The organism is Paenirhodobacter sp. YD-8 (assembly GCF_056590935.1).
Genome location: NZ_CM152649.1, coordinates 1,457,903 through 1,470,528, shown reverse-complemented (window position 1 = coordinate 1,470,528; position 12,626 = coordinate 1,457,903). Strand labels below are relative to the sequence as shown.

Sequence of the window (12,626 nt, the reverse complement as noted above, 5' to 3'; positions counted from 1 at the left end):
AGCCATGATGCCCGATCCGACACTTGCCGAGCGCCCCTGGCACGCGCTGACGCTGGCGCAGCTCGATTTCTGGGAGGAGTTCCGCTTCCACCCCGACCGGCCGCTTTCGACCGTGGCGCATTGCACGGTGATCGAGGGCGATCTGGACGAGGCCGCGCTGATCGCGGCGCTGCACCAGATCGCGCAGGAGGCCGAGGTGCTGGCCCTGCGCTTTCGCGACGGCCCCGACGGCCCGCGCCAGCAGGTCGACCCCGCCCGCATCCCCGTGCTGCGCTATCACGACCTGCGCTACGAGGCGGATCCAGAATCCGCCCCCGAGCCCGCCGCGCGCAAGATGATGGAGCGCGACATCGCCGCGCCGATCGACCTTGCGCAGGAGCCGCTGGCCGCGCTGTGGCTGATGCGGGTGGGGGAAAACCGCTGGCTGTGGTATCTGCGCGGTCATCACATCGTTCTCGACGGCTATGGCGTGTCGCTGATCGAGCGGCGGGTGGCGGCGCTCTACGCGCAGACCTGCGGGCAGCAGGCCGGGCTTGGTCCGCTGCGCCCCTTCGAGCAGTATCTGACGGAAGAGGAACGCTATCGCGCCAGCCCGCAGCACACCCGTGACGGCGCCTATTGGGCGCAGCATCTGGCGCACGGGCCCGAACTTTCGGTGCTGAAGAAAGGCGGCGAGGATTACGGCTGCAGCGCGCTTGGCGCCGAGCCCGACCTGCCCGCGAATCTGCCCGACGCCCTGCGCCGCGCCGCCGCGGCGGCCGATCTCGGCTGGCCCGACCTGCTGACCCTGCTCAGCGCCGCCTGGCTGGCCCGCGATCTGCCCGAGGGCGGGCCCGGGCGCGCGGTCTGGCTGCCCTACATGAGCCGCCTCGGCAGCGTCAGCGCGACGATCCCGGCGCTGGTCGTCAACATCCTGCCGCTCGTGGTGACGCGCCGGACGGACGAGACTCTGGGCGCCTGGCTTGGGCGCAGCGGCGCGACGCTGCGTCAGCTGCGCCGGCACGGGCGCTATCGGGTCGAGCAGCTCGCCGCCGATCACGGCCAGTGCGAGGGCGAGCGCTTCTTCTTCTCGCCGCTCGTCAACGTGCTGCCCTTCGACCCGCCCCGCTTCCCGGGCTGCACCGCGCGGCGCGAGGTGCTGGCCGCGGGCCCGGGCGACGGCTTCAACCTGACCTGGGGCGCGGCGGCCGACGGCGCGGGGCTCGGGCTCTGGGTCGATGCCGACCCCGCCTCGGCCCCCGCGTTCGAGGCGGCCTGTACCGGGCTTGTGCCGTTCCTGGCCCGCGCCTGCGCCCCGGGCGCGGCCGAAACCCCGCTTGCCGCGCTGCTTGCCAGCCCCGCCGCCGTCACCCGCCCACGCGCGCCCGCGCCGGCCCAGCCCAATGCCGCCCGGCCGATCGCCGGCCGACTGGAGGACGCATGAACCGCCGTTCCTTTCTGGTGCGCAGCAGCTGCGCGCTTGCCGCCCCCTGCCTTGCCCGGCCCGCGACCGCCGAAACCGGCTGGCCGCGCACCCTGCCGCAGGCCGATGGCGGCAGGCTTACCCTCGACGCCCCGCCCGCGCGGGTGCTCTCGACCTCGGTCACGCTCTCGGGGACGCTGCTCGCGATCGGCGCGCCGCTTCTTGCCAGCGCCACCACCGTGCGCGGCGCCTTCTTCGCGCAATGGCAGCAGATCGCCGCCCAGCGCGGGGTCGAGAAGCTGTGGCGCGCAGGCTCGGTCGACCTCGAGGCAGTCTGGGCCGCGGCGCCCGATCTGATCGTCGTCTCGGCCGGCGGCGCCGATTCCGTGCGCGCCCAGCGGGACGCGCTTGCGGAAATCGCGCCGGTCCTGATGCTCGACTATGGCGCGCTCGATTGGGAAGAGCTGGCCCGTCAGCTCGGCCGCGCCACCGGCCGCGAGACCGAGGCCGAGGCGCTGCTCACGGGCTTTGCGCGCGACCTTGCCGCGACCCGCGCCCGCCTCGCCCTGCCCGCGGGCCGCGCCAACATCGTTAGCTACAATGGCCCCGGCGCGCCGAACCCGATCGCCACCGCGACCGGCGTGCATGGCCGCCTGCTGGCCGCGCTCGGCTTCACCCTCGAATCCCCCTCGCCCGACTGGCAGGGCGGCGGCACCCCGCCCTCGGCCGATTTCATCCGCGCCGCCTACGACCACCTGACCGAGCTGACCGCCGAAACCACCTTCCTGCTGGCCGGTACCGATGCCGATGCGGCGCGCTTCCGTGCCGATCCGATCCTGGCGAACCTGCCCTCGGTGCAGCGCGGACAGGTCTATGGGCTGGGGCAGAACTCGTTCCGCATCGACTATTACAGCGCGCGCGAGATCGTCGCCGGCATCGCGCACCGTTTCGCGCGGGCCTGAGCCGATGACCGCCCCCCGCCTCCGCCACCTGACGCTTTGGGCAACGATCGCCTGCGTTGCGCTGATCGCGCTGGCAAGCCCCTTCGTCGGCCCACGCGCGATCACGGTGCAGGACACCCTTGCCGCGCTGACCGCCTTCGATCCCAGCGACGGCGCGCATCTGCTGGTGCGCGAACAGCGCCTGCCACGGGCGGTTCTCGCGCTGGTTCTGGGCGCGGCGCTTGGCGCGGCTGGGGCGGTGATGCAGACGCTGACCCGCAACCCGCTTGCCGATCCCGGGCTGCTGGGCATTTCGGCCGGGGCGACGCTGGCGATCGTGTGCATGATCGCGCTGAGCGGACGGATCGACGTCGGCGCCACGCTCTGGGCAGGCATCGTCGGCGCCGGGCTTGGCGGGGCGGCAGTCTTCGCACTTGGCGGCATGGCGCAGGGGCATGACCCGGTGCGGCTGGTGCTGGCAGGCGCGGCGTTGTCGATCGTGCTGCTCACCCTGACGCGGGTGATCACCGTCAATGCCGAGGCGCATGTCTTCGATCAGTTCCGGCACTGGTCGGTGGGCTCGCTGCAGGGCCGGGGCTGGTCCGTGCTGGGCCCGGCCGCGGCGCTGATCCTGCCGGGCTGCCTTGCCGCCTTCGCCCTGGCCCGCCCGCTCGACGCCCTCGCGCTCGGTCAGGATTTCGGCCAGAGCCTCGGCGCCGATCCGCGGCGGATCTGGCTCGCCGCGGCGGCGGTGATCGTGGTGCTGAGCGGCGCGGCCACCGCCGCCGCCGGGCCGATCGCCTTCGTCGGCCTCGCCGCGCCGCATCTGGCCCGCCACATCACCGGCCCGGCGCATCGCCGGCTGCTGCCGCTGTCGATCCTGACCGGGGCGGCGCTGCTCAGCCTGGCCGATCTGGCCGGCCGCCTGATCGGCGGCGCGACCCCGATCGACGTCGGCATCATGGCGGCGCTGATCGGCGGGCCGATCTTCGTCGCGCTGGCGCGCCGGCTGCGGATGGCCGCGCTGTGAGCGCCCGGCCCGAGATCGTGCTGCGCGGGCGGCGCTGGTCGCTGCGGATCGGGCGGCAGGCGCTTGCGCTCGATGCGCTGCTGATGGCGGTGATCGTGGCCGGGGCATTCGTGGCGCTGACGCTCGGCCGCATTCCCCTGGGGCTGACCGAGATCTGGCAGGTGCTGAGCGGCGCACCGCCGTCGCGCGCGGTCGCGCATGTGCTGCTCGATATCCGGCTGCCGCGGCTGCTGGTCACGCTCGGCGCCGGAGCGGCACTTGGCGCCTCGGGCGCGGTGTTCCAGAGCGTGTCGCGCAACCCGCTCGGCTCGCCCGACGTGATCGGTTTCACCGCCGGCGCGGCGACCGGGGCGCTTGTCTGGATCATCGGCCTCGGCGGGTCGGGTGCCACGGTCGCGCCCGCCGCGCTCGCCGGGGCGCTGCTGACCGGGACCACCGTCTATCTGCTGGCGCGCAAGGACGGGCGGGTCGGCGCCTATCGGCTGGTGCTGACCGGGATCGGTGTCGGCGCGGTGCTGAGCGCGCTGAACGCGCTGCTGCTGGTGCGTGGCGAGCTGGACGCGGCGATCTCGGCCAACCTGTGGCTTGCCGGCTCGGTCGAGGGGCGCAGCTGGGCCGATGTGCTGCCACTTCTTGCCGGGCTTGCGCTGCTCGTGCCGGCGATGGTGCCGGGAATGCGACCGCTTGCGCTGATGGCGATGGGGGACGATCTGGCCGGGCCGCTTGGTGTGCCGGTCGAGCGGGTACGGCGCTGGATGCTGCTGGCGGCGCTGTTGCTGGCAGCTCTTGCGACCAGTGCGGCCGGCCCGATCGCCTTCGTCGCACTGGCCGCGCCGCAGCTCGCCCGGCGGCTTGGCCGCTCGGTCGACCAGCCGCTGATCGGGGCGGCGCTGATGGGGGCGGCGCTGCTGCTGGCTGCCGACCTGACGACCCGCCTGCTGCCCTTCGGCGTGACCCTACCGATCGGTCAGGTGACCGGGGTGATCGGCGGGCTCTATCTGATCTGGCTGCTCGCCCGCGGACGCAGGGCCGGACAGCCGTAAACCCGACAAAATTACTTGACATTACAGGGGCCCTGCCCTTGTCTACGCCCTGCCAGCTCCGGCCCGCGCCGCGCAAGCCTTGCCACTTTCCGCACATTGCAGGAGCGATGATGACCGAGCACGGCCAGCCCCCCGAAAGCCTTACCCGCAGCCGCCCCGCCCGCCTCGAAGAGGCGCGGATCTGGCTTGCCGCGCAGCAAGGCGCCGACGACCTCGCTCCCGCGATCTGCACCGCGACCCTGCCGGTGCCGGGCTGCGAACCGGGGGCCGTCGTCGCGGCGCTGGTACAGGGCGTGCTCGCCCGCCCCGAGCTGACCCGCCGCTATCACTTCGACGCAAGCGGCGAGCTGCGGGTCGAGCTGACGCCGCGCGGGCCGGACCTGTGGCTGCGCGCCCTGCCCGCCGCGACCGAGGCCGGGTCGGCGATCGAGACGGTTGCGGCCACGCCCTGGGATCTGTCCACGGGCGCGCCGCTGCGCTTCGTGCTGGCGCTTGCGCCCGAGGCCGCCCGGCTGGCGCTGATCCGCCACCCGATCGCCGCCGACCTGCCCGAAAGCGCGGCACTGCTGGCGGCCCTTGCGCCGCAGGCGCACACCGGCACCCCCTCCGATCCGGCCGACGCCATCGAGCGGATCATCCTGAGCGAGTTCCGCGCCGCGCTCGATGCGCCGCAGATGACCGCGACCTGCGACTTCTTCGATCTGGGCGGGCATTCGCTGGTGGCGACGCGAGTGATCGGCCGGCTTGCCGCCGAGCACGGCCTCACCCTGCGCTTCGCCGACATCTTCACCCATCCGACCGCCGCCGCGCTGGCCCCGCTCGCGCAGCGGGCGCCGCGCACAGCCCCGGCACCGGTCGAGATCCGGCGCAGCGCCGACCCCGTCGGTCGCGCGCCGCTCTCGCTTGCGCAGCAGTCGCTTTGGAAGATCCACGCTGCGCTTGGCTTCGGGCCGGCCTTCAACATCCCCTTCGTTCTGCGCTTCCTCGACCCGGTCGACGAGACGACCTTCGCTGCGTCCTTCCGCGACCTGCTCGAGCGCCACCCCGCCCTGCGCAGCCGCTTCGTGCCCGAGGGCGAGGCGATGGTGCAGGAGACCGTGCCGATGGCCGAGGTTGACCGGCTCGACTGGTTCCGCCCCTCAGGCCCGGTCACTGACGCCGCGCCGGTGCTGGCCGCCGAGGCTACGCATGCCTTCGACCTGACCCGCGAGCTGCCGCTGCGGCTGCGCTTCCTGCGCACGGCCGAGGGACAGGTGCTCTCCTTCCTCTTCCACCATGTCGTGCTCGACGAATGGTCGGTGAACCTGATGATGGACGAGCTTGCCTGCGCCTATGCCGCGCGGGCGGCGGGGCGGGCGCCGGACTGGGCCGCCTCCGTTGCGCCGTTCCACGCCTTTGCCCGCGCGCAGGCCCGCGCCGGCATCGACGCGCGCGCACTTGACCATTGGGTCACCGCGCTGCGCGACGCACCGCCGCCGCGCCCGATCCGCGCCCCGGATGCCCCGCCGCTGCCGCTGGCACAGCTGGGCTCGGCCGAGGGCGGCTGGTGCGAGATCGCCGTGCCGCCCGAAGTCTGCGAGGGGCTGCATGCGCTGGCCAAGACCTGTTCGGCCTCGCTGTTCAACACCGTCTATGCGGCGATTTCGGTGGCGCTGCAGCGGCTTGCCGGGCTCGAGGCGCTGACCGTCGGCACCTCGGCCTCGGGGCGCACCGACCCGACCTATTTCGACACCATCGGCTATTTCACCACGGTGACCGCGCATTGCCTGCGCGCGCCGGGCCATCTGAGCCCGCGCACGCTGATCACCGAGGTCCGCGACCGGATCAACGCCTCGCTGCCGCACAGCGAGATCCCCATCGATCTGGTCGAGGCAGCGCTGTCGGGCGGCACCGCGCCCCTTGATGCGCATATGTTCGAGGTGTTCATCCAGATCCACGCGCAGAACAAGCTGAACGGCACGCTCGCCGGGCCGCAGGGCCCGATCCGCTTCCGTCAGGTCGATCCCGACAAGGCCGAGTCGGTGCTTGGCCTGCAGTTCGAGGTGGTCGAGGACGTGATCGAGGGCGCGCGCGGGCTGCGGGTGATGATGAGCTATCGCCACGCCCATTACAGCGCCGACGACGTCGCCGCGCTGGTTGCGGCGGTCGGGCGCAGCCTTGCCGCCTTCGCCGCCCCGGGCGCCGCCGACCGGCCGTTCGACGCGCTCTTGCCCTGACCCCGCCCGCCCGCGATCCGCCAGCCAGAGGTTTTCGATGATCCTTCCGTTCCCGGCCCCCCGCCCAGCTCCTCGCCCGGCCTCCGCCCCCCGCCTGCGGGCCGAGGGGCTGACCCTTGGCTATGCCGGGCGGCCGATCTGCAACGAGGTGACGCTCGCCATTCCCGAGGGCCGCTTCACCGTGATCCTCGGGCCGAACGGTTGCGGCAAGTCGACGCTGCTGCGCGGGCTGTGCAACCTTCTGCCGCCGCGGGCGGGCAAGGTGACGCTTGACGGGCAGGACATCGCACGGCTGCCCGCGCGCCGGCTTGCGCGGGCGGTCGGGCTGTTGCCGCAAAGCGCGCAGGCCCCCTCCGGCATCACCGTCGCCGATCTGGTGGAGCGGGGGCGCTACCCGCATCAGGGCGCGTTCCGGCAATGGAGCCCCGAGGACGCCCGCATCGTCGCCGAAGCGATGGCCGCGACCGGCGTCACCGCACTTGCCGAGCGCGAGGTCGAGGCGCTCTCGGGCGGGCAGCGCCAGCGGGTCTGGATCGCGCTGGTGCTGGCGCAGGAAACCCCGATCGTGCTGCTGGACGAACCGACGACCTTCCTCGACATCGCGCATCAGCTCGAGGTGCTGGGCCTGTTGCAGCGGCTGAACCGCGAGCGCGGGCGGACCATCGTCGCGGTGCTCCATGACCTCAATCAGGCCTGCCGCTATGCCGACCATCTGGTGGTGATGGCGGGCGGCGCGGTGGTGGCCGAGGGCGCGCCCGCCGCGCTGATGACGCCCGAGCTGCTGCGCCGGGTCTTCGGGCTCGATGCGATCCTGCTCGAGGACCCTATCAGCCACACCCCGCTGATCGTGGCGCGCTGATCAGCGCGCCACCGTCCAGTGCTTGACCGCGCCCTGCGCCGCCCACATCCGGGCATAGCGCCCGCCCGCAGCCAGCAGCGCCTCGTGCCGGCCCGCTTGCGCGAGCGCACCGTCCTCGATCACCAGGATCTGGTCCGCGCCGACGATCGTCGAGAGCCGGTGCGCGATCACGATCACCGTCTTGCGCGCCACCAGCGCATCGAGCGCACGCTGCACCGCCAGCTCGCTTTCGGTGTCGAGCGCCGCCGTCGGTTCGTCGAGCACCACGATCGGCGCGTCCTTGAGCAGCGCCCGCGCGATCGAGATCCGCTGCCGCTCGCCCCCCGACAGCCGGCCGCCGATCTCGCCCAGCGGGGTCTGCCACCCCTGCGGCAGCCGCTCGATGAAGCCAAGGCACTGCGCCGCCTGCGCCGCGGCGCGCACCTCGGCCTCGGTCGCCTCGGGCCGGCCCATGCGGATATTCGCCTCGACCGTGTCGTTGAACAGATAGACGTCCTGGAACACCACCGATACCAGACTGTTGAGCCGCTCGGCCGGGATCTGGCGCAGGTCCACGCCGCCGATCGTCACGGCGCCCTGCTGCGGGTCGAAATGGCGCAACAGCAGCCGCGTCAGCGTGGTCTTGCCGCAGCCCGAGGGGCCGACCAGCGCGGTGAGCGAGCGCTCGGGCAGAACGGCGCTGAACGCACGGATCGTCGGCGCCTCGGCCTGCGCATAGCTGAAGCTCACATCGTCGAAGCGGATGTCATGGGCGCGCGGCATCACCTCGGGCGCGCGCTGCGAGAGCGGCCGAATCGCCAGCAGCGCCCCGATGCGCTCCAGCGCCGCCTCCATCACCTCGAGCATCGCGGTGTAGAGGATGAAGGTCGAGAGCGGCTCGGACAGGCGCACCACGATCACGAAAACCGCGCCCAGTGCCGCGGGGTGCAGCTCGCCCTGCACCACCAGCCAGACCCCAACGCCCAGCACCGCAACCAGACCCAGCTCGACCACGCTTGCGACGATGATATTGGGCTTTGCCCCCTTGCGATGGCCGAAGACCTGGATCGCCTCGAGCTTGCGGAAGGTCTGCGACAGGCGTTCGGCCTTCTCGCCGGCCCGCCCTGCCGCGCGCAGGATCGCAAGGCCCTGGGTGTATTCCAGCACATCGGCGCTCGCTTCCTGATGCGCCGCGCCAAGGATGCGCTTGCCGCGCCCGAGCGCCGGGCGGCGCCAGCGATAAAGCGGCACGATCGCCGGGAAGATCAGCAGCAGCAAAAGCCCCAGCCGCCAATCGAAGAGCACGATCCCGAGCGCCGCGCACAACGGCGTCACGATCGCGGTGAAGACGAGGTTCAGCACTGTCAGCGCATAGAGCAGGTTCTCGTCGACATTGCCGAGCACCATCGCATTGAGCTCGCCGGCCCGCTTGTCCTGCAGTTGTTCAAGCGGGATTTCGCGCAGCTTGGCCCCCAGCCGGCCGCGCAGCCGCCAGGTCGCGCGCACCATCCGCCCGTCGAAATCGAAGCCCTGCGCCCACCAGCGCAACGCCGAAGCGGCGGCCATCAGCGCCGCCATCGCCGCGAACCAGAGCAGCGCGCGGCGGATCTCGCCGACCGCCGCCGCGGTGAAGAGCGGCGCGATCGCGGCCAGGCCAAAGCCCTGCAGCGCCGCCGCGGCGATCAGCCCGGCCAGGGTCCGGCGCAGCCCCGGCGCATCCTCGGGGCCGACGCTTTCGGCCAGCTGCCGGAAGGTGGTGGCAAAGGAAGTCGCACCGCGGCGCGCCGGACGGTCCGCCCGAGGCTCTTTCGCAAGGATCTGCATCACGCCACCTCCTCATTCAGCACCGCCGCCGGGGACCGCGCCCCGCCCAGCGACCAGTTCTGCGCCGTCTCGTAATTGTTCCATAACCGGGCATAGAGCCCGCCCTGCGCGACCAGCTCGGCGTGCCGGCCACGCTCGGCGATCCGGCCGCGGTCGAAGACGAGGATCTGATCGGCGTCGCGGATCGTCGCCAGCCGGTGCGCCACCATGATCACCGTGCGCCCGCGCATCAGCGCCGAAAGCGCAGCGATCAGCTCGGCCTCGTTTTCCGGATCGGCGAAGGCCGTGGCCTCGTCGAGCACCAGGATCGGCCGGTTCTGCAGCAGCGCGCGGGCAATGGCGATGCGCTGGCGCTGGCCGCCCGAGAGGAAGACGCCGCGCTCGCCCACCGGCGTGTCATAGCCCTGCGGCAGCACCTCGATGAAGCCATGCGCCTGCGCAGCACGGGCGGCGGCGATCACCTCGGCCTCGCTCGCTCCCGGCCGACCGATGCGAATGTTCGCCGCGATCGTGTCGGCAAAGAGGAAGCTTTCCTGGAACACAAAGGCGACCTGCTGCAGCAGTGCGTCGGTGCTCATGGCGCGGATATCGGTGCCGCCAAGGGCGATGCGCCCGGCGTCGACATCCCAGAACCGCGGGATCAGCCGCGCGACGGTGGTCTTGCCCGCGCCCGAGGGGCCGACGAGCGCGGTCACGCTGCCGCGCGCCACCTCGAAGCTGATCTCGTGCAGCGCCGGGGCGAGGTCGGGACCATAGGAGAAGGTCACGCCCTCGAAGCTCAGCGCCGGCGCGGCCGGATCGGCCGCCGGCGCCCCGCCCTGGCCCGCGTCCAGCTCGGGTGCCGCCATCACCTCCTCGATCCGGGCGACGCTCAGCGCCACCTTCTCGATCATGTGGCGCAGCATCATCATCGGCATCATCGATTCCGCCATGCCGCTGCACAGCAGAAGCACACCGAGCCAGCGCGCCGGCGCCAGATCGCCAAGTGCGGTCAGCCACAGCCCCGCCCCCAGCACCAGCGTCAGCGTCGGCATCGGGCTGAGTACCAGCCACGAGAAACGCGCCGGAAACCCCGCGGCGCGATACCAGTCGAGCATCACCGCCAGATAGCCGTCGAGCGCCGCCTGATACCGGCCGAAGCTCATCTTGCCGCTGTCGAAGTTGCGCACCACCGGCATCGCCTGCACATATTCGACGACGGCCGCACTGACCTTCTCGCGCGCGGCGTTATAGGCGCGCACCATGTCGCGCCGGCGCCGCTGCGCCCGGGTCAGGATGCCATAGCCAAGCGCCAGCACTGCCAGCGCCACCAGCGCCAGCCGCAGATCCAGCGCGACCAGCAGCACCAGCGTCACCACCGGCGTCACATAGGCGCGCGCATAGAGCGGCGTGCTGTCAGCGACGAAGACATGCAGCGCCTTCACGTCGTCATGGATCACCTTCGCGAGCGCCCCGGCGCCCTGCGTCTCGACATAGCCCAGCGACACCCGCGCCAGCCGCCCGGCCAGCCCCTCGCGTAGGATCCGCTCAAGCCGGAAGGCCGCGTAATGCGCCTGATTGAATGCACCAAGCCGCGCGACATAGGCGCCGACGGTGCATAGCGCCACGCCCGCGAACCACGGCCAGGGCACCTGATCCGGAGCATCGAGCAGGCGCCGCACCACCCCCATCAGCAGCACCATCACCGCCAGCCCGAACAGCGCCGACCCCGCCGAGATCGCCATGGCGAACCGGATCTGGCCCTGCGCCGGCTTTAGGATCCGCCACGGCGAGGCCCGCCGGCGCCGGGTCGCGACATCGGTCCGGGGGTCGTCGGTCTGCGGGGGAATGGCCGCGTGCCCTTGCGGCACGGATTGCCCGGTGGTCGCCATGTGCTTGCCTTCTCGTCTGTCGTGCAGTCGGTTGGCTGAGCCGGCGGGCCGGGGCCCGGGCATGGCTGGTGTCGGCGCGCACAATGACCGCGGCCCGCGCCGATGGCAAGGGCTTAGCCCCGGCCTGTGTCGGGCCCGCGGGCCCGGAAGGCAACCGGCCCGCGGGATCTCCCGCACGGGCCGATCGCCGTTTTCGGACCTGCGCCCTAGTGATCGAGGCCCGAGCCGCCGACGGCGACAAGGGTGAACGGCAGCCCCTCGACCGGGATCGTGCGCCGCTCGGCGAAGGTCGCGGCATCAAGCACCCGCACGAGGCCCGCCTGCGGATCGCTTACCGCGATCGCATCGCCCATCACCGCCAGCCGCGGCCGCGGGGCGCGCCAGTGGCCATCCTTGCTGTAGGGCCCGGTGATCCGCGCCGAGCGGGTCAGCGCACCGCTGAGCAGATCGAGCGCATGGATCCGGCCATCCTCGGTGAAGACATAGGCGGTCGTGGCGCGGGCCGGATCGAGCGCGAAATCGACGCGGCGCACCGGCAGATCGACGATGTGGAACGGTGTCTCGGCCCCGATGTCGATGATCGCGACGCGGCTGTCGCCGTAATTTCCAAGGAACACCTGCAGCGCCTTGCCGCCAAGCAGGGTGCTGACCTGCCCCGCGGGCAGATCCGTGCCATAGGGCAGCAGCGTCAGCTTTGGCGCGCCCCCGGGCTGCGGCGTGGCAAGCAGCACCCCTTCGGCGCAGCCGAAGGCGACGACACCGGCCGAGGCGGCCTCGCCATGCAGGCCGGTGCAGACCGCGGGCACGCCCACCCGCACGCCGGCCCGGTCGAGCACCGAAAGTCCGAAGCGCGGCGGCAGCTCGCCCGCCGGCGTCGCTGCGGCCAGATCGGGCTCGGCCATCAGCATGTAATTCCCCATCGGCACCGCGACGCCATGCACCGGCGCGCTGGCGCGAACGGTCTCGTGACCGGTGTCGCCCGCCAGAAGCGCCGTCTCATGATAGATCTGCGCCACACCGTCGCGGTCAAAGAACTGCACCATCTCGTCGCCATGCGGAACGGTATGCACCGGGCGCCCGCCGGCAAGCTCGACCGGCAGCAGCCGCGGCGCGCCAAGCTTCAGATCGGCGTGATCGCCGTGATCAGAGCGCCGCAGCCCGCTGTCGAGAACCTGCACCATGTCATGGTCCATCTGCACCGCGAAGAGCGTCGCACCGCTGTCGCTTGCGGTCAGATGGGTGACATAGCCCGCGGTCGGGAACACGCCCAGCACCTCGCCCGCGACGGGGTCAAGCGCGGTCACCCGCCCCGCCGCCTGATCAGTCACGAAAACGCGCCAGGCCTCGCGGGTCTCGTCGGCGGCCTGCGCGGGCAGCGCCAGCAGCGCCAGCGCGGCCGACATCCAGAGCGCACGCCGAAGGGAAAGGGAACGAAGGGTCATTCGGAAAGATCCTGTGTGG

The 12,626-nt window shown here is 72.1% G+C and carries 9 protein-coding genes; 6 read left to right on the top strand and 3 right to left on the bottom strand.

Translation table 11 applies throughout. The annotated features are described in order from the left end of the window. Window positions 1-7 precede the first annotated feature (7 nt). The 6 genes from AC0QTQ_RS07170 (at window position 8) to AC0QTQ_RS07145 (ending at window position 7,491) form a co-directional block, all read left to right on the top strand. Window positions 8-1,423: a condensation domain-containing protein gene (locus AC0QTQ_RS07170; RefSeq protein ID WP_480258887.1), complete on the top strand. Its 1,416-nt coding sequence runs from the start codon at window positions 8-10 to the stop codon at window positions 1,421-1,423. Next, entirely contained in the window at window positions 1,420-2,364 is a 945-nt protein-coding gene (fepB, locus tag AC0QTQ_RS07165) for a Fe2+-enterobactin ABC transporter substrate-binding protein (protein WP_480258886.1), read from the top strand. The genes AC0QTQ_RS07170 and fepB overlap by 4 nt, the downstream gene beginning before the upstream one ends. Window positions 2,365-2,368: 4 nt before the next feature. Further along, entirely contained in the window at window positions 2,369-3,373 is a 1,005-nt protein-coding gene (locus tag AC0QTQ_RS07160) for a FecCD family ABC transporter permease (RefSeq protein WP_480258885.1), read from the top strand. After that, on the top strand, window positions 3,370-4,416 hold the full coding sequence (locus tag AC0QTQ_RS07155) for a FecCD family ABC transporter permease (protein ID WP_480258884.1): 1,047 nt from the start codon (window positions 3,370-3,372) through the stop codon (window positions 4,414-4,416). The genes AC0QTQ_RS07160 and AC0QTQ_RS07155 overlap by 4 nt, the downstream gene beginning before the upstream one ends. 110 nt (window positions 4,417-4,526) lie before the next feature. Continuing rightward, a complete protein-coding gene (locus AC0QTQ_RS07150) occupies window positions 4,527-6,632 on the top strand; it encodes a condensation domain-containing protein (protein ID WP_480258883.1) in 2,106 nt (701 codons plus the stop codon). A gap of 37 nt (window positions 6,633-6,669) precedes the next feature. Continuing rightward, window positions 6,670-7,491 carry an ABC transporter ATP-binding protein gene (locus AC0QTQ_RS07145; RefSeq protein ID WP_480258882.1) on the top strand — a complete coding sequence of 274 codons (822 nt, stop codon included), beginning with the start codon at window positions 6,670-6,672 and terminating at the stop codon, window positions 7,489-7,491. Here the strand turns inward: AC0QTQ_RS07145 and AC0QTQ_RS07140 are convergent, their stop codons facing one another. The 3 genes from AC0QTQ_RS07140 to AC0QTQ_RS07130 all read right to left on the bottom strand — a co-directional run bounded on the left by AC0QTQ_RS07140 (window position 7,492) and on the right by AC0QTQ_RS07130 (window position 12,607). Beyond that, window positions 7,492-9,294 (bottom strand): ABC transporter ATP-binding protein, encoded by a 1,803-nt coding sequence (locus AC0QTQ_RS07140; protein ID WP_480258881.1) that lies wholly within the window; start codon window positions 9,292-9,294, stop codon window positions 7,492-7,494. It lies immediately after the preceding gene. Next, complete coding sequence (locus AC0QTQ_RS07135; protein WP_480258880.1) at window positions 9,294-11,165, bottom strand: ABC transporter ATP-binding protein; 1,872 nt, start codon at window positions 11,163-11,165, stop codon at window positions 9,294-9,296. The genes AC0QTQ_RS07140 and AC0QTQ_RS07135 overlap by 1 nt, the downstream gene beginning before the upstream one ends. Window positions 11,166-11,371: 206 nt before the next feature. After that, window positions 11,372-12,607: a hypothetical protein gene (locus AC0QTQ_RS07130; protein ID WP_480258879.1), complete on the bottom strand. Its 1,236-nt coding sequence runs from the start codon at window positions 12,605-12,607 to the stop codon at window positions 11,372-11,374. Window positions 12,608-12,626: the final 19 nt, after the last annotated feature.

Bases quoted from the DNA above. Each gene is read 5' to 3' on its own strand.
- AC0QTQ_RS07170 (WP_480258887.1), top strand. From the start codon at position 8: ATGCCCGATCCGACACTTGCCGAGCGCCCCTGGCACGCGCTGACGCTG.
- fepB (WP_480258886.1), top strand. From the start codon at position 1,420: ATGAACCGCCGTTCCTTTCTGGTGCGCAGCAGCTGCGCGCTTGCCGCC.
- AC0QTQ_RS07160 (WP_480258885.1), top strand. From the start codon at position 2,369: ATGACCGCCCCCCGCCTCCGCCACCTGACGCTTTGGGCAACGATCGCC.
- AC0QTQ_RS07150 (WP_480258883.1), top strand. From the start codon at position 4,527: ATGACCGAGCACGGCCAGCCCCCCGAAAGCCTTACCCGCAGCCGCCCC.
- AC0QTQ_RS07145 (WP_480258882.1), top strand. From the start codon at position 6,670: ATGATCCTTCCGTTCCCGGCCCCCCGCCCAGCTCCTCGCCCGGCCTCC.
- AC0QTQ_RS07140 (WP_480258881.1), bottom strand. From the start codon at position 9,294: ATGCAGATCCTTGCGAAAGAGCCTCGGGCGGACCGTCCGGCGCGCCGC.
- AC0QTQ_RS07135 (WP_480258880.1), bottom strand. From the start codon at position 11,165: ATGGCGACCACCGGGCAATCCGTGCCGCAAGGGCACGCGGCCATTCCC.
- AC0QTQ_RS07130 (WP_480258879.1), bottom strand. From the start codon at position 12,607: ATGACCCTTCGTTCCCTTTCCCTTCGGCGTGCGCTCTGGATGTCGGCC.